Origin of the sequence: Blautia sp. MCC270 (genome assembly GCF_018785605.1) — a bacterium.
Lineage (GTDB): Bacteria > Bacillota > Clostridia > Lachnospirales > Lachnospiraceae > Blautia_A > Blautia_A fusiformis.
This window is the reverse complement of record NZ_WQQD01000065.1, coordinates 1-24,283: the sequence shown is the minus strand read 5'-3', so window position 1 is coordinate 24,283 and position 24,283 is coordinate 1. Positions and strand designations below refer to the sequence as shown.

Annotated in this window: 20 protein-coding genes and 1 tRNA gene; 5 read left to right on the top strand and 16 right to left on the bottom strand. The window is 44.4% G+C overall.

From position 1 onward, the window contains the following. Window positions 1-36 precede the first annotated feature (36 nt). Window positions 37-912, bottom strand: coding sequence for a type II CRISPR-associated endonuclease Cas1 (gene cas1, locus GPK58_RS12255; protein WP_215638721.1), 876 nt, complete (start codon window positions 910-912; stop codon window positions 37-39). 12 nt (window positions 913-924) lie between these two features. Beyond that, window positions 925-5,043: a type II CRISPR RNA-guided endonuclease Cas9 gene (cas9, locus tag GPK58_RS12250; RefSeq protein ID WP_215638720.1), complete on the bottom strand. Its 4,119-nt coding sequence runs from the start codon at window positions 5,041-5,043 to the stop codon at window positions 925-927. Between the two features lie 588 nt (window positions 5,044-5,631). Here cas9 and GPK58_RS12245 point away from each other — a divergent pair. Both GPK58_RS12245 and GPK58_RS12240 read left to right on the top strand, forming a co-directional pair. Next, the gene (locus GPK58_RS12245) at window positions 5,632-6,984 is read left to right on the top strand and encodes an IS4 family transposase (RefSeq protein ID WP_330627257.1); all 1,353 of its coding nucleotides are present in this window, start codon (window positions 5,632-5,634) and stop codon (window positions 6,982-6,984) included. 179 nt (window positions 6,985-7,163) lie between these two features. Next, complete coding sequence (locus tag GPK58_RS12240; RefSeq protein WP_330627258.1) at window positions 7,164-7,733, top strand: tyrosine-type recombinase/integrase; 570 nt, start codon at window positions 7,164-7,166, stop codon at window positions 7,731-7,733. Window positions 7,734-8,493: 760 nt separating this feature from the next. Here GPK58_RS12240 and rpsI read toward each other — a convergent pair. The 13 genes from rpsI to GPK58_RS12175 all read right to left on the bottom strand — a co-directional run bounded on the left by rpsI (window position 8,494) and on the right by GPK58_RS12175 (window position 21,327). Continuing rightward, window positions 8,494-8,886, bottom strand: a complete 393-nt coding sequence (gene rpsI, locus GPK58_RS12235) for a 30S ribosomal protein S9 (RefSeq protein ID WP_021650596.1) — start codon at window positions 8,884-8,886, stop codon at window positions 8,494-8,496. 16 nt (window positions 8,887-8,902) lie between these two features. After that, entirely contained in the window at window positions 8,903-9,331 is a 429-nt protein-coding gene (gene rplM, locus GPK58_RS12230) for a 50S ribosomal protein L13 (protein WP_021650595.1), read from the bottom strand. A gap of 243 nt (window positions 9,332-9,574) precedes the next feature. Beyond that, window positions 9,575-10,312 carry a tRNA pseudouridine(38-40) synthase TruA gene (gene truA, locus GPK58_RS12225; RefSeq protein WP_215638718.1) on the bottom strand — a complete coding sequence of 246 codons (738 nt, stop codon included), beginning with the start codon at window positions 10,310-10,312 and terminating at the stop codon, window positions 9,575-9,577. 157 nt (window positions 10,313-10,469) lie between these two features. Further along, entirely contained in the window at window positions 10,470-11,273 is an 804-nt protein-coding gene (locus tag GPK58_RS12220) for an energy-coupling factor transporter transmembrane component T family protein (RefSeq protein WP_015527359.1), read from the bottom strand. Beyond that, a complete protein-coding gene (locus tag GPK58_RS12215) occupies window positions 11,270-12,157 on the bottom strand; it encodes an energy-coupling factor transporter ATPase (protein ID WP_015527360.1) in 888 nt (295 codons plus the stop codon). The genes GPK58_RS12220 and GPK58_RS12215 overlap by 4 nt, the downstream gene beginning before the upstream one ends. Next, a complete protein-coding gene (locus GPK58_RS12210; protein ID WP_015527361.1) occupies window positions 12,142-12,993 on the bottom strand; it encodes an energy-coupling factor transporter ATPase in 852 nt (283 codons plus the stop codon). The genes GPK58_RS12215 and GPK58_RS12210 overlap by 16 nt, the downstream gene beginning before the upstream one ends. A 14-nt stretch (window positions 12,994-13,007) precedes the next feature. Continuing rightward, window positions 13,008-13,619: a ribosome biogenesis GTP-binding protein YihA/YsxC gene (gene yihA / locus GPK58_RS12205; protein ID WP_015527362.1), complete on the bottom strand. Its 612-nt coding sequence runs from the start codon at window positions 13,617-13,619 to the stop codon at window positions 13,008-13,010. A gap of 69 nt (window positions 13,620-13,688) precedes the next feature. After that, on the bottom strand, window positions 13,689-16,001 hold the full coding sequence (gene lon / locus GPK58_RS12200; protein ID WP_092068692.1) for an endopeptidase La: 2,313 nt from the start codon (window positions 15,999-16,001) through the stop codon (window positions 13,689-13,691). 17 nt (window positions 16,002-16,018) lie between these two features. Next, complete coding sequence (gene clpX, locus GPK58_RS12195) at window positions 16,019-17,332, bottom strand: ATP-dependent Clp protease ATP-binding subunit ClpX (protein WP_022426169.1); 1,314 nt, start codon at window positions 17,330-17,332, stop codon at window positions 16,019-16,021. A 111-nt stretch (window positions 17,333-17,443) separates the two neighbouring features. Next, entirely contained in the window at window positions 17,444-18,025 is a 582-nt protein-coding gene (gene clpP / locus GPK58_RS12190) for an ATP-dependent Clp endopeptidase proteolytic subunit ClpP (RefSeq protein ID WP_015527365.1), read from the bottom strand. A gap of 24 nt (window positions 18,026-18,049) precedes the next feature. Next, window positions 18,050-19,336, bottom strand: a complete 1,287-nt coding sequence (gene tig, locus GPK58_RS12185; protein WP_021650587.1) for a trigger factor — start codon at window positions 19,334-19,336, stop codon at window positions 18,050-18,052. A gap of 156 nt (window positions 19,337-19,492) precedes the next feature. Continuing rightward, window positions 19,493-20,773 carry an InlB B-repeat-containing protein gene (locus tag GPK58_RS12180; RefSeq protein ID WP_195635373.1) on the bottom strand — a complete coding sequence of 427 codons (1,281 nt, stop codon included), beginning with the start codon at window positions 20,771-20,773 and terminating at the stop codon, window positions 19,493-19,495. Next, window positions 20,770-21,327: a DJ-1 family glyoxalase III gene (locus tag GPK58_RS12175; protein WP_092068762.1), complete on the bottom strand. Its 558-nt coding sequence runs from the start codon at window positions 21,325-21,327 to the stop codon at window positions 20,770-20,772. The genes GPK58_RS12180 and GPK58_RS12175 overlap by 4 nt, the downstream gene beginning before the upstream one ends. A 182-nt stretch (window positions 21,328-21,509) precedes the next feature. Between GPK58_RS12175 and GPK58_RS12170 the strand changes: the two genes are divergently transcribed. From GPK58_RS12170 to proC, 3 genes are all read left to right on the top strand, one after another. Next, window positions 21,510-21,992 carry a CYTH domain-containing protein gene (locus GPK58_RS12170; RefSeq protein WP_021650584.1) on the top strand — a complete coding sequence of 161 codons (483 nt, stop codon included), beginning with the start codon at window positions 21,510-21,512 and terminating at the stop codon, window positions 21,990-21,992. Window positions 21,993-22,068: 76 nt separating this feature from the next. After that, window positions 22,069-22,139: transfer RNA gene (locus GPK58_RS12165), tRNA-Gly, on the top strand. Between the two features lie 68 nt (window positions 22,140-22,207). Further along, on the top strand, window positions 22,208-23,002 hold the full coding sequence (proC, locus tag GPK58_RS12160; RefSeq protein WP_114002234.1) for a pyrroline-5-carboxylate reductase: 795 nt from the start codon (window positions 22,208-22,210) through the stop codon (window positions 23,000-23,002). Between the two features lie 90 nt (window positions 23,003-23,092). Here proC and GPK58_RS12155 read toward each other — a convergent pair whose 3' ends face one another. Continuing rightward, window positions 23,093-24,115: a threonine aldolase family protein gene (locus tag GPK58_RS12155; protein WP_215638717.1), complete on the bottom strand. Its 1,023-nt coding sequence runs from the start codon at window positions 24,113-24,115 to the stop codon at window positions 23,093-23,095. Window positions 24,116-24,283 lie beyond the last annotated feature (168 nt).

The following is a 24,283-nucleotide window of genomic DNA, read 5'->3' as shown; positions in this document are numbered from 1 at the left end:
ACCGGAAGATCAAAAAATACCATTACTCTCATATATCTATAACTCATTTGTCCTATAAAATTTTATCTGCGATACATCGTTATCATTTAATGCATCAAAGACACTCCTGGTATATATTTTTATCGCATTGGTCAGATATTCGTTTCGGTTACCGATTATTACTTCTTCTTTTAGCAGCGAAACCATTTCATGTTTTTCTTCCTTTTCAAAAAACGGGAAGGCCATCTTTTTCACTTTCAGATCCACAAGCGGGCGAAACGGTTCCATCAGATCACAGGCCAGATTGAACTGATTAAATACATTATCATGGAAAAGCCCCAGCTGTGTAATATACCCATTGGCAACCACGCAGCGATTAAATGTTGACAACAGCAGTGAATAACCATAATTCAGCGCAGCATTCGTAACATTTTCCGCGCTTCTGGTAAAATCCATACCAAACAGAGCATTAAAGTAAACTTTCGCCGCATGCCCCTCCCGGTTCGTAGCATCCCCGAATTCTATTTCATTGATATACTGATAAAGCAGATCTGCTTCCTCTCGTTTCCAATGCTGCAGATGCAACGCCTGTTTCCGTATTTTTTCTGCCACAATTTCTGTCCAGACATGTTTTTTTATATCATCGGTCCATGCAATCTGATTCCTGACTTTTAATGAGGTATCATGCGCTCCGTAGTAACTGATGAGTTCTGACGAAGGATTTCTCTTTTCATCACAAAAGATCACTTTGATCTTTTTCTTTGTCAGTTCACATAAGAGAGCCGCGGTCAGTGACACCGATGTGGATTCTATCATTACTGTTTCAATTTCCGAAAGATGAATCTTTGTTACATCATCTTTTCGGAGCACCAGATATCCCATCTGGTAATCCAGCTTCGCCGTGCTGGATATGATCACCGTCCGCCAGCTCATACTTATTCCTCCCTATTTTTTCAGTAGATCCATTTCTGTTTTATACATACCGGTAATCGAATAATTGATAAGTTTACATTCTTTTGCCTCTGTCATATTTCCGGATATTCGGATTCTTCCTACCTCTTTGGGTCCTCCAAGAACCTTCAATGAGAAGACTCCTCTCTGAAAGGATGTATACTGAACGATATCACATAAAATCTTCACCTGTTGTTCGATATCAAGAAGTTTAAATGCTCCTTCTCCCTCTGCAAGACACTTTCCTATGCTTTTTGGATGTTTTTGATAGATGGAATGCAGATGTTTTTCTGTAAGTTCTCTGTACAGTTCCAGATTGCTTTCACAGGTGATTCTTTCATCCCAGTGTAAATTTGTTTTCTGTTTTTCTGATAACAAAATCGCCTTATTCATTTTCTCCAGCTTGCAAACATATTGTATATAGTTATTCTTTAAGCACATTGCCGTTGCATTAGAAAATTCAATATTTTTTCTTGCATCCATTCCAATAATATATAAGAAATATCCATTGTATTTTATGAGTGCATTCTTTTTTATCCCGGCATTTATCACTCTTGGATTTTTATATCCTTTTTGTACCAGAAAATCAATCAAATCCTTTTCCGTTTTTATCCGAGCAGAATAATAGCTCTGTATCACTTCGAAACATTTCTTTCTCTTTTTTTCCGGTCCATGTTCTATAAAGATAAAATAGGAAGGATTCAGAGAAGTGTAACCACCATATTTGCTTACGTCCTGCACTTTTTCATCATTTATTTTTAGTGGAACATAATTATCCTTCTTAGCAGAATACTTTCCAACCGGCTGAAGATTAAACAATTCTCCCTGCTGTTCAAATGCCTGTCTTGTAATGACCGGCGTATTCCTTCCCATCGTTTCCTTTACCAGACGAATCGTTCCCGGTCCCTGTTCGCTTGTTGCAATCCAAGCTATTTCTCCATTTCTTATGATATCTTTACTGTACATTTTATACAGATTATAATCATAGTTTCTGCCATCACGTCTTGCTTCTTTCTTTACAAAATTCACAGGATTTCTGGTGAATTTCGTAAAATACACATTTCCCACAACAATATTCAAATATGCATCCTGTGCGTGATGATAATCATTGACTAATCTGCTTTTTAGCATCTTGTATTCTTTTCTGAAGTCAGATACATTTCTTGCCTTCGCATATACAATATCTGTTCCCGGCAGCATCGCCTTCATAAGCTCTGCGATTCCTTTTGCTCCCTGTGCGGTCTCCACCAACTGTCTTGCGATAAATCCGGCAAGCTGATCGTCTGTCAGATGTTCCGTGGATGTCAGGCGATTGTATTTTTCATCATTCATAAATCCCATTTTATGAAGTGTATGCCACAGATCCCGGACTTTTTTATTCGTTCTGACCTTTTCCGGCACCGGATAATCATTCTTTTTCTCGTTCTGATTGATCGTTTTTGACACCAGAACAAGATTATTTTCAATATTGTTGTCATTCGTCAAGCTTCTTGGATAAATATGATCAATGTCATATCTGCTATCATCAAATAGATCTTCAATATCGATGGGTTCTCCCGTATATACATCCCTTCCCATCTGCAGATAATAAAGATACATTTTTTTACTGTTTAATTTTCCGGATGCATTTGCATTTTTTATTTCTGCGGCCCAGTTTCTTTCGTCCCTGATGCTTTCATACAATTTTAACAGACGTTTTTCTCTTGAATTCTTTCTTCCCTGTTCTCCTTTTTCTTCCTCTGTTCTAGTCATCTCAATAAAGATACGTTTTGGGTTATGTCCCATGATCTGCGTAATTTCTTTTAATGCCTGAACAGCCTGCCAGATCATACGTTTCACAGGTGCACTGTAATAGTACTCGTCCAGATCTTCAAATTGAAATTCCTGCAAAGTTTTTCCTAACGCTTTTCTTCTCTCTTCCAGTTCTTTTTGAAAAGTAAAATCTTCGCTGTAAATCAACTCCATAAAGTTCAGATTATATTCCCACATAGCCCGGATCAGAGAAATTTTCTCACCTGTACTTTTATCACATCCGCTCAGGCATAACATACTTCTGGAAATTCTTGCCCAGTCCTTAAATTTATAACCGGAAATCCGTTTTGCCTGGGGTTCTGTCAGCCACCCGTCAGAAACATACTGATTCAGTTTTTTTCGGAACATCGACTTGGCATCCCCATAGATAGTTCCGTAATAAATAATTTTTTCTGCTATCTCTTGAACTGCTTCTTCTCTCAGACGTTCTCCAAAAACGCCATACATCTTTCCATAAGATGGCAGATACGCATTGATCTCTTTGTCAATCCCTGAAACTTCAGATTCTTCCGTAATCAGTCCTCTGTTTATCAAATACGTGCAAAGATTCTTTTTCGTAACTTTCTTTCCCATTCTGGAGCTCTGGAAGACTTCTCTGTAGATATCCTGTTTTAATTCCGGTACGATTCGTTTTCCACGAATGCGTAAATTATTAATTTCATTGAGAACGCAATAGCTCTCATATAATAAAGACTGCTTTGGCAAGACTTTTTCTCCGGAAAGGTACGTACATTCCCGGATGAGATTCGTGATAAAACGTTCTGAAGTCTGTTCCACATCAATCTTCTGTTCCATATTCCAAGGTAATACCTGTCCTGATTCCTGTATCTTTGCCCATCCTGTTTTTGATCCGCTGCCTACAGGTCCGACATAGTATGGAATGTTACTGGAAAACAGCATCAGGATCCGCTCAGATACCGTATATCCACTTTCATCTTTTTCTTTTAGAAAATCGAGATGGTGCTCTGCATTTTCAAGAATTTTCTTTAATTCTTTTCGGTGTACCTGGTTTGGAATGATTCCATTTGCACCGGTAATCTGCTTGGGCAGAAAACGTTCTAATTCCATCTCTTTGCGAATAGCATCTGCATCCGCGTCATGAACCTCTTTCAGATCTTTCTTGATCCTGTCATAGAGATCTTTCTGGCTTCTTTTTTTCATATTTCTTCTGTACTTTTTCGCTTCTGCCAGAGAATCCACTGAATTCGTGGAATTGGAATACGCACAATAACTTCCCTCTTCTCCTGAGCGGAACATCCTATCATACATTTCCCGATCCAGATTTTTTCTATATACCTTTTTCAAAAGATGCAGATCTTCTTTATGTTTTTCGTACATCTGCACTCTGGCGTCTGAAAGATAATCGAATCCATTCAATACAGACTGCAGCTGACTGTAATCATACAGTTGTTTCATATTTTCTATGATCAGATAGCGGTCTTCTCCAATCGCAACTTCGATTTCTTCTTTCTCATCTTCAAAAGCAGCCTGCTGAAATGCGATCTTAATCTTTTCATCTGCCTCGAGTTCAAACATGACTCTGGCATCTGCTTCCATACCGCACAGGCATTTGATCCGTTCCATCTGTGCTTTCTCCGATTTTTTGATATCGACTTTAGATGCTATCTGATCCTTCTTAGCAGTCCTTGAAATATTCTTATCTTCCAGAATTTCTATGATTTCCTTATAGGTAACCGAACCATATTCCGAAACACCACAGATAGCATTCATCACCAGTTCACCTACATCTTTTATCATATCTGCATTCAGATCACTGGATTCTGTATTCAAAAGAAAGTGTCCACGATGTTCGAACATGTTGATAATCGCCAGATACAGGAAGCGTGAATATCTCTCTTCGTCTTTTATTTGATCTCTTAAAAGTGCCTGCCGCAGATGAAAAATCGTAGGGTATTCTTTGTCATCGTGATATTCTTTGTCTCCATAACCCGGGTCTGCAAAAAGGCTGTCTTTTGTAGTCAGTCTGGCATCTTTATCTTCCTGGTAATATTTGCTGTTATCCTGTCGAATATAAAACAGTGGATCATGTTTCAGTACATCCTCTGCAAAATATGACCGGATCAATCCGATCCTCGCCTTATGACGCTGTAACCTTCTTTTTGCGATCCGATGGGTTCTTCTGTCTAATTGGGATTTTGCAGTTTCATATTCCCTTACAAACCAAAAATCTTTTCCTTTTACTTTCAACAGATGATACTGTGTATCCGTAACAGCACCACCCAATGATCCCGTACCCATATCTAATCCCACATAATAATCTTCTCTTTTATCAGAATTCATAAAAAAGCCTCCAAAATATATTGACATTTGAAATTTCTGATGCTATGGTAATCATGTATTAACAAGACGAGTTCAAATAAGGGGAAACCCGAAACCGCCTTCTGGCGCCGCAGGGTGCGGCATAAAAAAGTCGTGTGCAACGGCTTTTTTGTTTTCTATTATTCTATCATACCTTAGTCATTTTAACCATTTTTTTTATGTATTTATATTTATTTTTATCATTTTTTCACAACATTTACACTCTATGCTGATTGCACTTCTCAGGTTACTGTTCACTCCGTACGATTCCTGTCAGAAAAGGGGGACGCTTATGAGTACATACCAAGAATTCATGGTGATTTTATGACCTTACCCATTGTAGCGCTTCTGAATTATAAAAAATAATGTAACTATTCAGAACCCAATGTCATTTAGTTAAGTTACAGGGTTAGCCCCTAATTATGGGTCTAACCCAAATTTTTTCAAAAAAGCTACCCAAAGGGTTGACATAGGAAGCAAAATGTGCGGCCGCTCTCGCTACTGATAGATTTGTTGAGGTAGCGAGAGCGGCCCTTGAATTAGTGATATATTACTTTCTCAAGGAGGCACATGATCATGATCCATCAACAAATCAAAGAACTGTTTTTTTCTTCTGTGGAACATGTTGTTTCTGATATTTCACAGTATGCTGTCCATCCCGATTCCGCTTTCAAAAGAAGCAAAAAAATCCCTGCTCAGAAACTTATTTCTTTTCTCGTTTCACAAGGCTCGTCTTCAACCAGGGTTGAAATGCTTGATTTCTGGGGATTGGATTCTTCTATGCCAACCGCTTCTGCTCTCAGCCAGCAGCGGGCAAAGCTTAAACCTGAGGCGTTGGAAGCTGTATTCCGGCACTTTAATTCCTCTTCCATGGAGTTGCCGCCCGCTTCCTTTAAGGATTCACATTACCGTTTCCTGGCTGCCGATGGCTCCACCTGCACTTTTTTCAGCACTCCGGCCTTCTCATCACCAGACTACTACTGTTGCCCGGGACGCTCTGCCAACGGTGTCTACAGCAGGCACCTGAATGCTTTTTATGACTTGGATACCCATACTTACACGGATGCGCTGATCCAGCCCGTCCGCTGCAAAAATGAATTCGGTGCTTTCTGTGATATTGTTGACCGGCACGATGTTTTGGACGGAAGAAAAAATGTCTATATCGGTGACCGCGGCTATTGCTCTTATAACAACATGGCACATGTTATGGAACAGGGACAGCATTTCCTGTTCCGTACCAAGGATATCCATTCCAAAGGACTGGTCGGTAATTTTAATTTTCCAGATAAGGAATCCTTCGATATTGATGTCAGAGTCACACTGGTCCGGAGCCATTCGAAAAAAGTTTTGACAGGCATCCACACAGAAGGTTACATATGCTTTGTGGATCAGGCAGCTGCTTTCGATTTCATTGAATATGGAAGTTATGATACATATGAACTATCCTTCCGTATTGTGCGTTTCCCCATCAACGATTCTACATACGAGCGCATCGTGACTAATCTGCCACGTGATGAATTCCCTGCGGAACGTATCAAAACCTTGTACAATGCCAGATGGAACATCGAATCCTCATTCAGAAAACTGAAATACACCATTGGGCTGAGTAATTTCCATGCATATAAACCCGAATACGTGAAACAGGAAATATGGGAAAGGCTACTTGCGTATAACATAACTGAAACAATGATAAACCACATAGTACTGGAGGCACATGGGACAAAACATGAATACAAAGTCAATTTTACTATGGCTGCCCATATCTGCAGAGTCTTTCTCCGTCTGACCACGGAGAAAGACCAATATGATGTGATGTCCCTGCTGAAAAAGGAATTGATCCCTATCAGGAATGAACGCCAATACCCAAGACTCCAAACGGCTCATTTCCGAAGGCCGCGATATTTTATATATCGGGCAGCATAGACACCTTTATCATTATAATCCGTTTTGAGGCAGATTTGCAATCTGTCTTTTTGTCGTGCTTTCCTTCACGAGTAAATCGTAAACATATCTGTAAAACGGTTTCACTAAGGCTTATCTGTAATTTGTTCTGTAAGAATTCGCTCCCTATTAAACGTTAACTAAGTGACATTGTGTACTGAATAGTTACTTCAAAAGAGGAAGTTGCAAAAATCTGGACAATGCAGGAGAACAAGTATTATCAGATCATCCTGATGCTGCTTTATAACGGTGTCCGGATCTCCGAGTTTCTGAATTTAAAAAAGGAAAATGTCCATCTGGATGAACAGTATTTTGACGTCATCTCCAGTAAGACGGAAAATGGTATTCGAAAGGTACCGATTGCTGATAAGCTTCTCCCCTTCTATCGTGCATGGTATGAATCCTGTCCGGGTTCTTCCTACCTGCTGCACACAGAGGATGGAAAGAAGTTTACTTACCGCAATTATTATGACAGCTACTGGCATCCATTGACTGAGCAGCTAGGTATTGACCGGACACCACACTGCACAAGACATACCTGCATCTCCATGCTGTCGGAAGCCAAAGTTCAGGAGACTATTATCAAAAAGATTGTAGGGCACTCCGGAGCCATGACACTGACAGAGCGTGTCTACACTCATCTAGATATGCAGGTATTGATCGATACCATCAACCTGACGATCGAACCAGACAAAAACTCTGCAGGCAAAAGAAAAACCCCAGAAACATAACGTTTCTGAGGTTTTGATAGCAATATAAGTTCTTTTTGATTATCTCTTAGATAACGAGAATTATCGCTTGCAGAACTGTGGAACCTATAAAATAAAGCTTTTACATCGTTTTGTGTGCTACATGTGTGTTACGAAAGAATATTTTCCAACACTGTAGGAAACGCATTTTTATTTATAATAGGTAGTCTTTTTTATTTTTTCTTTATCCTCGCGGCATTAACCCTGCTTCATGCAATACAACTATAAAGGGTCTCCCCCAGCTTATTTATAATTATATCTTTACTCTTCCCGTCCGTATTGTTCTATGATATAATACTTTTGTTGTCCATCCGAAACCCGGCAACGGGAGGAGGTGAGTTCATATGGAAATCGTCATTTCTTTCCTTGTCTCCTGCACGGCAAGCATAGTCGCCTATTATGTTTGCAAATGGCTAGACGGCGGCAAGTAGGACAGCACTAACCTAGTAGTTTCTTGTCTACTATAATCAAACAAGAAGAAGCCCCCAGTATTGGCAGTACTGAGGGCTTCATTCTTTTTGTCCACATGGACTCGTCATTTCTTTTCGCCTATTGGCATTATATCATACGCAATTTTTCTTTGCAATATACTCAATATATTTTTTAAGGTGTTTTGTGCGCTACGTGTGCTACACTTCAAAAACGACCCCTTTTTTAGAAAATTTTAGAAATTTCAGATATAAAAAACCCCGGAAAATCAAGGCTTTCCGAGGTTTTAATAGTTTTCTGTATTCGATTGGAATTATCGCTTGCTGAACTGCGGAGCGCGACGAGCTGCTTTGAGACCGTATTTCTTACGCTCTTTCATACGTGGATCACGTGTAAGGAATCCAGCAGCTTTAAGAGCTGGTCTGTAGTCTTTGTCTGCCTCAAGGAGTGCTCTGGAAAGACCATGACGGATTGCTCCAGCCTGTCCTGTGTATCCACCGCCGTGAACGTTAACGATCACGTCGAATTTACCCTCTGTCTCTGTTAAAGCCAGTGGCTGACGAACGATAACCTTCAGAGTCTCAAGTCCGAAGTACTCATCGATGTTTCTTTTATTGATAGTGATTTTACCTGTTCCAGGTACCAGGTAAACTCTTGCGATTGATTTCTTTCTTCTTCCTGTTCCGTAGAATTTTGCGCTAGCCAATGTTTTCTACCTCCTATTAAAATGTTAAAACTTCAGGCTTCTGAGCCTCATGTTTGTGCTCTGGTCCTGCATATACGAAAAGTTTCTTGTTCATAGCTCTTCCAAGAGGTCCTTTCGGAAGCATTCCCTTAACTGCGAGCTCGATAACCTTCTCAGGTTTCTTTGCTAACATTTCTTTTAATGTGGTTTCTTTCATTCCACCAACATAGTCGGAGTGGTTATAATAAATCTTCTGCTCAAGCTTCTTGCCTGTAACTTTGATCTTATCAGCGTTTACAACGATTACATAATCTCCTGTGTCAACGTGCGGTGTAAACTGAGGTTTGTTCTTTCCTCTTAAAACACTTGCAACACCGGATGCCAGACGTCCCAGAGTGCAACCCTCTGCGTCAACTACATACCATTTTCTTTCGATTTTATCCGGATTAGCCATATAAGTCTGCATGGTCCTACCTCCTGTTATTTATCAACGATAATGTTTCTCAAACCGCGGTACTTCCGCGAAAAAAAGTAAATGGAAACGCGGGTGCAAAATAAATCGCGGAAATGTCCGAAACCGCTGATAAAATGCCGTCGCCGGGGCTATTGGCTCAAGCATCTTCGCACTACGTCACATTGAGTTATTATATTATAAGGCACCTTGCCTGTCAACTGTTTTTTCTTGTAATTTTCAACAAAATTCCTGTTTTCAGAAAAACTCGATTCCCATCAGCGTCAGACCCTGAGCCGGAGCTGTTGGTCCTGCTACTGCACGGTCACAGGCTTTTAAAATCTTGTCCATGCGTTCCGGCGGATACTGCCCGTTTCCGATCTCGATCAGGGTTCCTGAAATGATACGCACCATATTGTAAAGGAAACCTGTTCCTGAAATGCGGATGGTCACCATGTCACCATCTCTCCACACGTCCATGGAGGTCACGGTACGAATGGTGGTCTTCACCTGTGCGCCGGAGCCGCAGAAGCTGGCAAAATCATGGCGTCCGATCAGATAAGATGTTGCTTCCTTCATCTTATCCACATCCAGTTTATAATGGTAAAAATAAGAATACAAACGCTCCGTTGGCACCGGAAACTTCCGGTTCAGGATACGATATTCATATGTTTTTTCACTGTCACAGTAACGGGGATGAAAATCCGGCTCCACCTCCTCAGAAAGCTGGATACGGATATCCTCCGGAAGTCTCTGGTTCAGTGCATAGGAAAATTTTTCCCCGGGGATCCTGGATTCGGTATCAAACACCGCCACATTTCCAAGAGCGTGCACTCCTGCATCTGTACGGCTGGCACCGATGGTCTCGATTTTTTCCCCAAGCAGCTCACTTAAGGTATCGTTTAAAACGCCCTGAATGGTGATTCCATTTGGCTGTGTCTGCCAGCCTGAGTACTTGGTTCCATCATAAGCTACAACAAGTCCTACTCGTTTCATAAAATATATTCCCTCCTGATACAGACATCCCTGCAGTACTTTCTATCCCAAAACAGACATACCGTCCTGCAAAATGCCTGCCTGATCCGGTTACAGTTACGCTGTGCAAAATGCAACGCTTCGGACCGTTCCATGTCTGAGTACCGGCAGGATTTGGCTACAGTCCAGCCACACGGAATGCAACACCCACCGCAAGATATGCCACAAGGATTCCATAGGCCGCATAATCTCTTTTTTCATAATGCAGCGGCTTCATCTGGGTTCTGTGCTCTCCACCATGGTAACACCTTGCTTCCATGGCCATTGCCAGATCATTGGCACGGCGGAACGCCGAAATAAACAGCGGCACAAGAAGGGGTACCATATTTTTCGCCTTCTGGATCAGGTTTCCGTTTTCGAAATCTGCACCTCTGGCGATCTGTGCCTTCATGATCTTATCCGTCTCCTCCAGAAGGATCGGGATAAATCGAAGGGCAATGGACATCATCATGGCGATCTCATGTACCGGCACCCGGATCTTGTTCAGCGGACGGAGCAGTCTCTCCAGACCATCTGTCAGCTGATTCGGCGTGGTAGTCAATGTCATGATGGAAGATCCGATCACAAGATAAACAAGACGGATCGCCATTCTTCCTGCAAGAACAAGGCCTTCCCTTGTGACCTTGATGATCCCGAAACGCCACAGCACTTCGCCAGGCGTCAGGATGATATTGAACACAACCGTGATCAGAAGGATCATAACGATAGCCTTCAGACCCTTGAACATGAATTTCACCGGAACCTTGGATATTGCGATCATAGCTACCAGAAATGCTGTTGCCACCGCATATCCGAGAAATGTATGGAACAGGAACACAGAGATCAGAAATCCCAGAGTTCCCAGAAATTTGGTCCGTGGGTCCAGTCTGTGAAGAACGGATTTGGCCGGATAATACTGGCCAATGGTAATATCTCTGATCATTTTTCCGCCCCTCCTTTGTTCAGTAATGGAGAGTTCGCCTGCGCAAGTGCGGCAAGGATACTGTCTCTGGCTTCCTCCACCGTTGTGGCATCTGCATCCACATGCAGCCCATGTTCCTTCAGCGCATGCATGATATAAGTGATCTGCGGTGCGGCAAGTCCCATGGTTTCCAGTTCCTTATAATGGGAAAAAACCTTCTTCGGCTCATCATCAAATACAGCTTCTCCGTGATTCATAACAATGAGGCGCTCCACGTATTTCGCAATATCCTCCATGCTGTGGGAAACCAGAACAATGGTTATCCCTCGCACCTTATGAAGCTCTGCGATCTGATCCAGGATATCATCCCTGCCCTTCGGGTCAAGCCCTGCTGTGGGCTCGTCCAGGATCAGGATCTTCGGGTTCATGGCAAGAACCCCTGCAATAGCTACCCTTTTTTTCTGGCCTCCGGAAAGCTCAAAGGGTGATTTCTTGAAATTGGACTCTTTTACTCCAACCTGAGTCAGCGCCTGCTTCGCTTCTTTCTCTGCTTCTTCCCTGGAAAGTCCCTGATTCATAGGTCCGAAACATACATCCGAGATCACATCATTTTCAAACAGCTGATGCTCCGGGTACTGAAACACCAGACCAACCTCGCTGCGGAGCTGTTTCCGGTCATATTTCTCAGCCCACACATCTTCTCCGTTATACAGAACCTGGCCGGATGTTGGCTGTACCAGCGCATTCAGATGCTGGATCAGCGTGGATTTTCCACTTCCTGTGTGTCCGATGATCCCGATAAACTGGCCGTCCGGGATCACAAGGCTGACATCCTTCAGCGCATGGCTTTCATAGGCTGTCCCGGGGCTGTAGGTATAGGTTACATTTTTTAATTCGATTGACATAATGCGCTCACCAGCTCCTCTGTAGTCAGTATTCCATCCGGAACATCCACGCCGGATTTCTTCAGTTCATATGCAAGAAGTGTTACCTGTGGTACATCCAGTCCATACGCCTTAAGGGTATCCACCTGGGAAAAAATCTCTTTGGGATTTCCCTGCATCACAACATTTCCGCTGTCCATGACATAAACACGGTCAGCATGGATCACTTCCTCCATGTAATGGGTGATCAGAATGACTGTTACCTTTTCCTTACGGTTCAGCTCCCGCACTGCCTCCAGGACTTCCTTTCTTCCGTTAGGATCCAGCATGGCGGTAGGCTCATCCAGAATGATGCACCGCGGGCGCATGGCCATCACGCCTGCAATAGCCACTCTCTGCTTCTGCCCTCCGGAAAGCTTGTTTGGGGACTGATAACGATAGGCTGTCATACCGACTTTTTCCAGGCTGTCATTCACCCGTTTCCAGATATCATCTGTAGGAACTCCCATATTTTCCGGACCAAAGCCTACATCCTCTTCCACAACGGTTCCTATGATCTGGTTATCCGGATTCTGAAATACCATTCCTGCCTTCTGGCGTACCTTCCAGAGTTTGGTCTCTCTGGCGGTATCGATCCCGTCCACCAGCATCGTTCCCTCTGTTGGGATCAGAAGCGCATTCATATGCTTCGCCAGTGTGGATTTTCCGGATCCGTTATGTCCCAGAACTGCCACAAATTCTCCTGCTTTAATGTCCAGGTTCACATCATTGACTGCACGCTGCATGTCTACCACATTGCCGTCATCATCGTATCTCTGATAGTCAAATCCCAGCTTGAGCGCCTTGATAATTCCCATCTTTTCTGCTCTCCTTAATCCTCTGTAGCTGCCGGTTCACCAAGGCCGGTCAACTCATCGATCAGTGCCCATATCTCGTCTCTTCCCTGCTTCGTCTCCGCAGAAAACGGAAGGATCTTTCCCTCTTTCGGAAGGCCCAGTCCGATGCGGATCTCCTTCAGGCTTTTTGCCACCTGGCTGCGTTTCAGCTTGTCAAGCTTGGTCGCGATGATCACCGGCTCATATCCGTTGTGACAGATCCAGTCATACATCTGCTTGTCATTGGCGGAAGGCTTGTGGCGGATATCCACCAGGAGAAAAACCGCACGGAGCTCTTTGGAATTATGAAGATAGCCCTCGATCATTTTTCCCCATTTTTCCTTCTCTGCCGCAGAAACCTTGGCGTAGCCGTAGCCCGGCAGGTCTACGAGATACATTGCTTCATTAATATTATAAAAATTGATCGTCTGTGTTTTTCCCGGCTGTGCGCTGGTTCTTGCCAGGGCCTTACGGTTCATCAGACCATTGATCAGGGAGGATTTCCCTACATTTGATTTTCCCGCAAAAGCTACCTCCGGCCTTCCTGTGTCCGGGATCTTGCTTGTGATGCCGCAGACGATATCCAGCGATACGTTTTTGATTACCATTCGTTATTCCTCCCTTTTCTTTTAAAAGCCCTGTCCTGAAGGTCAGGGCAGGGTTTTTCTGTTTTTTGTTTATGCAAGAGCTTCACCGAGAACTTCTTTCATGTTATCCACAAACCGGATATTCAGTCCCTGGATGATCTCTCTGTCCATCTCCTCGATATCCGGACGATTTTTCTCCGGAACAAGGACTTCCTTGATCCTGGCATATTTAGCCGCAAGCAGCTTCTCTTTCAGTCCGCCGATCGGAAGCACACGGCCTCTTAAGGTGATCTCACCGGTCATGGCAAGATCCGCACGCACCGGTTTTTCGATAATTGCAGACAGCATGGCAGTTGCCATTGTAATACCGGCAGACGGGCCATCCTTCGGAACGGCACCCTCCGGAATATGTACATGCATATCATGCTTCTGGAAAAATTCCGGATCGATCTCATATTGGTCAGAAACCGAACGGATATAGCTGATACCTGCCTGTGCAGATTCCTTCATCACATCTCCAAGCTGTCCGGTGAGAAGCAGCTCGCCTTTTCCGGGCATGATATTGACTTCGATCTGCAGGGTATCACCGCCTACCTGTGTCCATGCAAGACCGCGGGCGATCCCGATCTCATCCTTCTCATTGGCCATTAGATAGTTATATCGTTCTTTGCCAAGGAATCTGGAAATATTTCGGGATGTGACAACTACCTTATCCTTACCCTCTTCCATGATAGCACGTGCAGTTTTTCTGCAGATACGTCCGATGCTTCTCTCCAGAGAACGGACTCCTGCTTCCTTGGTATAATTGTTGATCAGCTTGCCAAGAGCTGCCGGCTGGATCACCAGCTTGCCTTCCGGAATACCGTTGATCTCCATCTGCTTCGGGATCAGATGTTCCCTTGCGATATGTTCCTTCTCATTTTCCGTATATCCCGGGATTTCCATCAGCTCCATACGGTCAAGAAGAGGTCTCGGGATTCCCTGAACATCATTTGCAGTGGCAATAAACAGTACCTCGGAAAGATCCTGGGGAATCTCCACATAGTGATCATTGAACTTACTGTTCTGCTCCGGATCCAGAACCTCCAGAAGTGCTGCGGAGGTATCTCCTTTATAATCGCTGCTGGTCTTGTCGATCTCATCAAGAAGCATCAGCGGGTTGCTGACTCCGGCTTCCTTCAGTGCGACTGTGATCCTTCCTGGCATGGCACCGACGTAAGTCTTTCTGTGGCCACGGATCTCAGCCTCATCACGGACACCTCCAAGACAGATGCGGACGTATTTCTTGTTCATGGCCTCTGCCACAGAACGTGCAATGGAAGTTTTTCCGGTTCCCGGAGGTCCCACCAGACAGAGGATCGGACTCTTTCCCTTGTGGGTCAGCTTACGTACAGCAAGGAATTCCATGATACGTTCTTTGACCTCTTTCAGTCCGTAATGACCCTCTTCCAAAACCTTCCATGCGTTCTCAAGATCCTCGGAATCCTCGGATTTCTTATTCCACGGAAGTGCAAGAACGGTTTCCAGATAGCCTCTCTGCACCGTTGCCTCTGCAGCACTGGCTGCCATTCCTTTAAAACGGCTGATCTCCTTGGAAATCTTCTCTTTTACTTCATCAGATGCATCCAGCTCCTTCAGCTGTTTTTTAAATTCATCGATATCATCAGCAGTATTCTCCTCGCCCAGCTCCTCACGGATGGTTTTCAGCTGTTCCCGGAGGATATACTCTCTCTGATTCTTGTCGATATGGGATTTCACCTTGCGCTGAAGATCTTTAGTGATATGGATCACCTCGATCTCGCTGCCAAGAAGCGCTCCAAGGATCTCATAACGGTCATTCAAAGACACTGCTTCCAGAAGCTTCTGCTTGTTCTGATACGCCATCGGAAGATTTACTGCGATCTGGTCGATGGTTTCCTGCACATCTTCGATGTTCATGATCTGGGTTACCAGATCCTTGCTTACTTTTCCGCTTTCTCTGCAATATCTCTGAAAAAGCTCCCGGATGCTGCGAAGCATGGCGTCCTTTACCGGTTCCGGGTAATCCTCTTCCTGTGCCGTAACGATCTCGCATTCCGCCTTCAGATATGGTTCCTCCTGCTCCAGGCCCAGAACCTCTGCCCTGTCCAGTCCCTCTACCAGAACCCGGTAAAGATCCTGCGGAAGCTTCACCACCTGCTTGATATAAGCGACGGTTCCTACCTGATACAGATCCGTAAGTTCCGGTATTTCCACCTCAGGATCCTTCTGTGTCAGCAGAAAGATCTTCTGGTCATGGAGCATGGCTGCTTCCACGGCACGGATAGATTTCTCCCTGCTCACATCAAAGTGTACGATCATATCCGGAAGGACTGTAGTCCCACGGAGAGCGATCATTGGCAATATATTGACCTGATTTGTCATTTATGTCATTCCCTTCATCAAGCTGTTTCCGGCTTGCCTTTCTTTCTCGAACGGGATGTTTTGCGTCCTGCTTTTTTTGCAGGAGCCTTGGCCTCCCCGTGGATGATCTCCGGCTCTCCGGTTCCCTCCACTGCCTCTTTTGTGACGATACACTTACGGATGGTGTCGTCCGATGGTGTCTTGTACATCAGATCCATCAGGGTATGCTCCATGATGGCACGAAGTCCTCTGGCACCTGTTTTTCTCTCAAGAGATTTCCGGGCAACTGTCTCAAGTGCTTCATCCTGGAACTCAAGCTGCACGCCATCCAGCTCAAAAAGCTTGTCGTACTGTTTTGTGAGGGAATTCTTAGGCTCCTTCAGAATACGGATCAGTGCTTCTTCATCCAGAGAATCCAAGGTTACCACGACCGGAACTCGTCCGATAAACTCCGGGATCAGACCGAATTTAATAAAGTCCTCCGGCATAACCTCCTTCAGAACTTCGCCCACATTGCGGTCTTCCTTCTCGGAAACCTCTGCTCCGAAACCAATGGATTTGGTATCCTGTCTTGCCTCGATGATCTTCTCCAGTCCGTCAAAGGCACCACCGCAAATGAACAGGATGTTTGTAGTATCGATCTGGATAAATTCCTGATGAGGATGCTTTCTTCCTCCCTGAGGAGGTACGCTTGCAACGGTTCCTTCCAGAATTTTCAGAAGTGCCTGCTGTACGCCCTCACCAGACACATCTCTGGTGATGGAGGTATTCTCGGATTTTCTTGTGATCTTATCGATCTCATCGATATAGATGATTCCGTACTGGGCACGCTCAATATCGTAATCGGCTGCCTGAATGATCTTCAGAAGAATGTTCTCAACATCCTCGCCAACATAGCCTGCCTCTGTGAGAGTAGTGGCATCTGCGATGGCAAAAGGAACATTCAGCAGTCTTGCCAGTGTCTGTGCAAGAAGTGTCTTACCGGAACCGGTCGGACCAAGCATCAGGATATTGCTCTTCTGCAGCTCCACGTCCAGGTTTCTTGAAGCAAGAATCCTCTTGTAATGATTGTAAACAGCTACGGAAAGTGCCTTCTTGGCATCATCCTGTCCGATCACATACTCATCCAGGATACTGTGGATCTCTTCCGGTTTCAGAAGGTTGATCCCTGTTTCATAATCTGCCTCATGATCATACATACTGAATTCTTCTTCCATGATCTCGGAGCAGATCCCGATACATTCATCACAAATATATGCTCCATCCGGACCTGCGATCAGCTTGCGTACCTGATCTTCAGTCTTATGGCAAAAGGAGCATCTTACCTTTCCTTCTTTTACTTTATCTGCCATATCTTTTTGTTTCCTTTCTAAGCGTAAATGTCCGTCTCTCGCAGACATTTAAAATTCCTTTTTAAAGCAAGATAAGACTCCTGTGTCTTTACAGGAGTCTTTTCTTACGCATTATTTGTGGATCACAACACCGTCGATCAGGCCGTATGCCTTAGCTTCTTCCGCTGTCATATAGTTGTCACGGTCAGTATCTTTTTCCACAATCTCAAGAGGCTGTCCGGTATTCGCAGAAAGAATCTCGTTCAGCTTCTTTTTGGTTTTTGCGATCTGGTCAGCTACGATCTGGATCTCTGTAGCCTGCCCCTGTGCACCGCCTGATGGCTGATGGATCATGATCGTCGAATTCGGCAGTGCATATCTCTTGCCTTTGGCACCGGAGGACAGGAGGAAAGCTCCCATGCTGGCTGCCATTCCAAGGCAGATCGTAGATACATCGCACTTGATATACTGCATTGTATCATAAATTGCCATTCCGGCAGTTACAGAACCACCCGGGCTGTTAATATAAAGCTGGATATCCTTGGAAGGATCTTCTGCTTCCAGGAAGAGAAGCTGCGCAACGATCAGGTTCGCACTGACATCGTTTACCTCTTCTCCAAGGAAAATGATTCGGTCCTTAAGAAGTCTTGAATAGATATCATAACTTCTTTCTCCTCTGCTGGTCTGCTCAATGACGTAAGGTACTAAACTCATTTTGCCCTCCATTTCCGAGGTTTATTACGCCTCTACAGCTGCATCGGCAACTAATGTAACAGCTTTCTGAACAGCCATATCTTTCTTCATCTGCTCCATCTCGTTCTCACCGATGAGATCTTTTAATTTGTCTGCTTCCATCTTGTACATCTCTGCCATCTTGGAGATCTCTTCGTTAACCTCTTCCTCTGTTGGCTGGATGTTCTCTACCTCAGCGATCTTCTCAAGAACAAGTCTTGTCTGGATTCTCTTAAGAGCCTGTGGCTTCATGTCTTCCATCATCTTGTCAACGCTCTGGCCTGTGAACTGGAAGTACTGCTCCATGGAAAGACCCTGGGACTGCATTCTTCTTGCGAAATCGTCAAGCATCTGACGTGTCTGTGTCTCGATCATTGCCTCCGGAATATCCATCTGTGCATTCTCGATCACTTTATCTACTGCTGCATCTTCTTTTGCACGACGTGCATCTTCTGCTTTCTTCTCTGTCAGGTTCTTCTTAACGTCTTCCTTGTACTCAGCAAGTGTATCAAACTCAGATACATCCTTAGCAAAGTCATCGTCAAGCTCCGGAAGCTCTTTTGCTTCGATCTTCTTAACATCGCACTGGAATACAGCTTCTTTGCCAGCCAGCTCTTTTGCCTGATACTCCTCCGGGAATGTAACCTTAACTTCTACGTGATCACCTGTGTTAGCACCAACAAGCTGCTCCTCGAATCCCGGGATGAAGGTGTTGGAACCAAGTGTCAGCGGATAGTCTGTTCCTTTACCGCCCTCGAATGCCTCACCATCTACGAATCCCTCGAAATCGATAGTTGCTGTATCGCCGTTCTGTGCTGCACGATCCTCAACTGTGATGGTTCTGGAGTTTTTCTCCTGCTCTTTCTTAATCTCAGCCTCAACTTCCTCGTCTGTTACCTCTGTCTCAGACTTCGGAACCTCAAGTCCTTTATAGTCACCAAGAGTTACCTCTGGTTTAGTAGCTACTTCTGCTGTAAAGATAAATGGTTTGCCAGGCTCAACCTGTGTTACATCGATCTTAGGCTGGGAAACGATCTCAAGATCACACTCAGCAAGTGCTTTGCTGTAATGCTCAGGGATCAGAGCGTTTGCAGCGTCCTCAAGGAATACTCCCTTTCCGTACATCTGCTCGATCATTTTTCTTGGAGCTTTTCCTTTACGGAATCCCGGAATAGAAATTCTGCCTTTTGCTTTCTGATATGCATTCTGCATTGCTTTGTCAAGATCCTCGGCGGAAACCTCGATTGTAAGTTTCGCCATGTTTTTCTCCATTTTCTCCACCTGTAAACTCATGTTTCTTGTTCCTCCTTAATCATATCGAGTAAATACCTTATATAAAATAGTTAACACTCGCATTATATATTTACAGTCATTTCTGTAGTATAGCATAACCACTGTAAAAACGCCAGTATTTTTTTCAGTTTTCCATATGCCCCCACAGGGCATTTCTCAGCTGCCCACGTCCTCAATGTTAAAGTAATTTTCTGTCTTTCTTATGTTGTTAAGACAAAATGTAAAAATCCTTTTATAAGTTTTAGGCGTATAATGAACACCATCGTCTGTACCGTCTCCCGTATTGGATACAGTACCATATCCGGTCCGCATCAGATAACTGTAAACATCAATATAGTGGTACTGACTTCCAAGCTCACCGGCAAGACCGCTGTTAAAAGTCCGGACATCCTCACATTTACGATTCTTGGTACTTCCCTTTTCCCCTCCATTGATCGGATTCACAGACATATAATACAGACTGCAGTTTTTCATGGAAAGCTTTGTTCCCAGCTTTTTCATATAAGACACGTACTGTGAGAGTCTATCATTCAGATCCTGTTTTCCGTTAATATCTCTGAGATCATTGATACCATGATTAAACACCACTGCGATCTTTGCGTATTTTTCATTTTTACGACATTTTTCTATTTCTTTCAAAAGAGCCTGTGCACCCGTTGACTTCAGCCAGCCCAGTTCCGTATTAGAACAGCATACAAAGCTGACATGGCTGTCCACATACTCCTTTCCAAACTGTTCGTACAATACCTTCTGAAGACCATATGTCCTGGAATCTCCCACAAAGATGATCCTTTCGTAATTCTCAGGATAATGAAAGCTGTTCCTGACCAGATTCGGTTCCTGATACCGCCAGAATCTCACCGCATAGAGATGCATGGTTCCACTGACTGTGATCACCTGTCCGGCTTCATACCTTGGTGCGGTCTTCTGACCTGCCCTGGTAGACCATCCAAGGAATGTATAATTCTCTTCATTGGCCATCACCGGTAGTTTCAGTTTTCCGCTTGGAGCCTGGATGATCTTGTAGATATCTCCGTCATTCCTGTGCAGGATCAGTTTGGGATTGTTCTTCTTTTTTATCACTGCATAAAACGTTACATTTCTTTTTACAAAATATTTTTTTCCCGGCTTATATCCTGCCTCCGCTCCTCCTTTTTTCAGAGACCATCCTTCTGCCTGATATCCTGTTGGGACCTGCGGCACTTTGGGAATCGTGATCATGGAACCATATTTCTGTTTCTTTTCCAATTTTTTATATATAGCAGAGGAGGCTCCTCCGCCTGACCTGAAAGATACGGAATACACTTTTTTGCAAGCATTCCCGAATGTATCATCCGACCAGTCAAAGCCGGCAGCTGACACCAAATTTCCTGTGGCTGTCATCAGTATAACAAAAAGCGCCACTACCCACAGGACCTGTTTCATCTCTTTTTTCATGCTCTTACATACACCACCGATTCAGCGATCTCTTCTGCCTTTGCGCTTCCCTCCAGCTGTCCGATCAGGGAAAGGCTGAAATCGATGGCTGTTCCAAGGCCTCTGCTGGTAGTTACATTTCCATCTACCACTACAGGCTCCAGAGATGTTCTGGCACTTTTAAGCTGTTCCATAACAGATGGGTACGATGTAGCATTTCTGCCTTTCAGGAATCCCAGTCTCTCGAATATACCTGGTGCCGCACAGATAGCTGCTACCTTGCCGCCATTCTGATAGAAATCTGTCAGAAGCTCAGTCAGCGGTTTATATTCCTCCAGATATTTTGTTCCCGGCATTCCTCCCGGAATTACAAGCATATCCGCATCGGAAAAATCACATTCTCCAAAGGTACGGTCTGTAAGAAGATCGATCCCATGAGAGGTTCTGATCTCTTTTGTCTCTTTGATAGATACTGTCTGGATGTCGATCCCGGCTCTTCTCATCAGATCTACCACGGTCAGTCCTTCAATATCTTCAAAACCATCTGCGAAAAAAATATATACTTTACTCATGATCCTGTTCATCCTTTCTTTTATAAAATCCATAAATATTTTCTGTATTCCCCATTCCCTTCCATAATGCTTTTTCCATCTGAAAATGTCAAGAAATTTCAACAGATATGCCATTGCAAATCCTGTTTTTTTCCTGTAGACTGAACATAATATCTTTTCATTTCACAAATCCGGAGGTTTTTTATATGGAGATCGAACGTAAATTTCTGATCCGGAAGGATGACCTTCCGCAGGATCTGGCTTCTTATCCCTGCCACAGGATCGAGCAGGGGTATCTTTGCACTTCCCCTGTCGTCCGCATCCGCCGGCAGGATGATGACTATTTTCTTACTTACAAATCCAAGGGTCTCATGAGCCGTGAAGAATATAATCTTCCGCTCACCGCTGAAGCCTATGAGCATCTGAAGCCTAAAGCAGACGGTATCCTCATTACCAAGGACCGCTATGTGATTCCGGAAAAAGACGGACTTTTTATTGAACTGGATGTGTTCCACGGAGAATACGAGGGAGTTCTTCTGGCTGAGGTGGAATTTCCTACAGAGGAAGCCGCCAATGCCTACACTGCGCCGGACTGGTTCGGAGAAGATGTAACTTATTCCACCAGATATCATAACAGTACCATGAGCCAGGGCTGGCAGAGCGATTACTGTTCACTCCGTTCTCAGTAACATGCTTCGCGATGCACACAATTTATGCTAATCGCACTTGTATTTCTTATTTCAGGTGCTATAATTAGTAATGCAGGCAGATATAGTTCATCGGTAGAACATCAGCTTCCCAAGCTGAGGAGGCGGGTTCGATTCCCGTTATCTGCTTTCATTGCCAAAGAGGGCACGCAGTCAGGCGTGTCCTTTTTTATAAATTTCAAGGAGGATTTTTGTTTATGAAGATTGGATTTATCGGATGTGGAAATATGGCCTCTGCCATGATCGGCGGTATTCTCCGTCAGGGGATCTTTTCAAAGGACGAGATCATTGTTTCCAACCTTACAGAAGAAGGCAGAGCGCGCAGTGAAAAAACTCTTGGTGTTGTCACCACTCTGGATAACAATGAAATAGTCAGATCTGCAAAAACTGTCGTTCTTGCAGTAAAGCCGCAGTTTTATGAGGAAGTTCTCACAGAGGTCCACGACAGTCTCACGACAGAGCACACCATCATCGGAATCGCTCCCGGCAAGACTCTTGCATGGCTGGAAGAAAAAGCCGGTCTTCCTCTGAAAGTTGTCCGTTTTATGCCTAATACTCCTGCACAGGTTGGGGCCGGAATGACTGCTGTATGTACCAATGACCGGGTTTCGGAAGACGAACTGGCAGAAATCCTTAAGATCACAGACAGCTTTGGCTGTACCGAAGTGATACCGGAGCGTCTGATGGACGCCGCAGGCGCTGTAGGCGGCTGTTCACCTGCTTATGTGTTTATGTTTATCGAAGCCATGGCAGATGCCGCTGTCAGCCAGGGAATGCCTCGTAAGCAGGCTTATAAATTTGCTTCCCAGACTGTTCTCGGCAGCGCAAAAATGGTTCTGGAAACCGGAAGACACCCGGGAGACCTGAAAGACATGGTCTGCTCACCGGCAGGAACTACCATTGAAGGTGTCCGCACCCTGGAAAAGAGCGGCTTCCGCAGTGCCGTATTCGAAGCGCTTACCGCAGCTGCTGAGAAGGGTAAGAAGTTATAATTTTCGAAAACAAAAACTCCGTGAGGTCTGCATTCACCCGGACCTCACGGAGTTTTTCCATCTCATCTCTTTTATCGTCTGCCGACAGCCCTACAGCAACTCGATCAGCGCGTCAATATCTTCCATTTTTGTTCCCCAGCTTGTGGCAAAACGGATCACTGTATGATTTTCATCATATTTTTCCCAGAAATCAAACTGAACTTCTTTGCCCAGTTCTTCTTTCTTTTTATTTTCCAAAACTACAAACTGCTGGTTCGTGGGAGAATCCAGGAAAAGCTGATATCCTTTTTCCTGAAGGGCTCTTTTCAGCTTCATAGCTGTTTCAATAGCATTTTTGCTGATCCTTGTATACAGATCATCGGTAAACAGTGTGTCAAACTGGATTCCCAGAAGACGGCCTTTTGCCAGAAGGGCTCCCTGCTGCTTCACCATAGTCATAAAGTGCTTCGGAGCTTTTTTCGTAAAGACCACTGCCTCACCGCAGAGTGCACCGACCTTGGTTCCGCCGATGTAGAACACATCTGTACATCTGGCGATATCCTCAAGTGTCACATCTGCTTGCGGACTTACCAGACCGTAGCCAAGTCTTGCTCCGTCCAGAAACAGCGGAAGCTCGTATTTATGGCATACCTCGGAAATTTCCTCCAGCTCTTTCTTCGTATAAAGTGTTCCGTACTCTGTCGGATGAGAAATATAAACCATTCCCGGAAATACCATATGGTCGTGACTTTCATCCCCATAAAAAGTTTCCACATAATCTGTGATACTTTCTGCTTTGATCTTTCCGTTTTCTGCCGGAAGTGTCAGTACCTTATGTCCTGTATACTCGATCGCTCCGGCCTCATGACAGCTTACGTGTCCGGTCTGCGCCGCAAGAACACCTTCATAACGGTTCAGGACAGAACCTATGACCGTGGCATTGGTCTGGGTTCCTCCCACCAGGAAAAACACCTCTGCATCCGGGCAGCCACAGGCTTTACGGATCTTCTCCTTTGCAGAATCACAGTATTTGTCTGTGCCATAGCCGGAAAGCTTCTCCATATTGGTTTCCAGAAGCTTCTGGAGGATCGCCGGATGCGCTCCCTCGCAGTAATCATTTACAAAAAATAACATTTTATTTTCTCCTCATCTGTATTTTCATTTTATTTGACCGTCTTCCCCGGAATGATCTTACATGTGGAAAACGATTTGACACTCCCAACAACTAAAGCAGGGGGATTCTTGCTTCTCCCACTACTGCATTGGCAAACACCTTACGGTACTGCAATGTCTTACACAGTG

Excerpts from the sequence above, each read along its gene's own strand:
- cas1 (WP_215638721.1), bottom strand. The coding sequence starts at position 912 with ATGAGCTGGCGGACGGTGATCATATCCAGCACGGCGAAGCTGGATTAC.
- cas9 (WP_215638720.1), bottom strand. The coding sequence starts at position 5,043 with ATGAATTCTGATAAAAGAGAAGATTATTATGTGGGATTAGATATGGGT.
- GPK58_RS12245 (WP_330627257.1), top strand. The coding sequence starts at position 5,632 with ATGATCATGATCCATCAACAAATCAAAGAACTGTTTTTTTCTTCTGTG.
- rplM (WP_021650595.1), bottom strand. The coding sequence starts at position 9,331 with ATGCAGACTTATATGGCTAATCCGGATAAAATCGAAAGAAAATGGTAT.
- truA (WP_215638718.1), bottom strand. The coding sequence starts at position 10,312 with ATGAAACGAGTAGGACTTGTTGTAGCTTATGATGGAACCAAGTACTCA.
- GPK58_RS12220 (WP_015527359.1), bottom strand. The coding sequence starts at position 11,273 with ATGATCAGAGATATTACCATTGGCCAGTATTATCCGGCCAAATCCGTT.
- GPK58_RS12215 (WP_015527360.1), bottom strand. The coding sequence starts at position 12,157 with ATGTCAATCGAATTAAAAAATGTAACCTATACCTACAGCCCCGGGACA.
- GPK58_RS12210 (WP_015527361.1), bottom strand. The coding sequence starts at position 12,993 with ATGGGAATTATCAAGGCGCTCAAGCTGGGATTTGACTATCAGAGATAC.
- yihA (WP_015527362.1), bottom strand. The coding sequence starts at position 13,619 with ATGGTAATCAAAAACGTATCGCTGGATATCGTCTGCGGCATCACAAGC.
- lon (WP_092068692.1), bottom strand. The coding sequence starts at position 16,001 with ATGACAAATCAGGTCAATATATTGCCAATGATCGCTCTCCGTGGGACT.
- clpX (WP_022426169.1), bottom strand. The coding sequence starts at position 17,332 with ATGGCAGATAAAGTAAAAGAAGGAAAGGTAAGATGCTCCTTTTGCCAT.
- clpP (WP_015527365.1), bottom strand. The coding sequence starts at position 18,025 with ATGAGTTTAGTACCTTACGTCATTGAGCAGACCAGCAGAGGAGAAAGA.
- tig (WP_021650587.1), bottom strand. The coding sequence starts at position 19,336 with ATGAGTTTACAGGTGGAGAAAATGGAGAAAAACATGGCGAAACTTACA.
- GPK58_RS12180 (WP_195635373.1), bottom strand. The coding sequence starts at position 20,773 with ATGAAAAAAGAGATGAAACAGGTCCTGTGGGTAGTGGCGCTTTTTGTT.
- GPK58_RS12170 (WP_021650584.1), top strand. The coding sequence starts at position 21,510 with ATGGAGATCGAACGTAAATTTCTGATCCGGAAGGATGACCTTCCGCAG.
- proC (WP_114002234.1), top strand. The coding sequence starts at position 22,208 with ATGAAGATTGGATTTATCGGATGTGGAAATATGGCCTCTGCCATGATC.
- GPK58_RS12155 (WP_215638717.1), bottom strand. The coding sequence starts at position 24,115 with ATGTTATTTTTTGTAAATGATTACTGCGAGGGAGCGCATCCGGCGATC.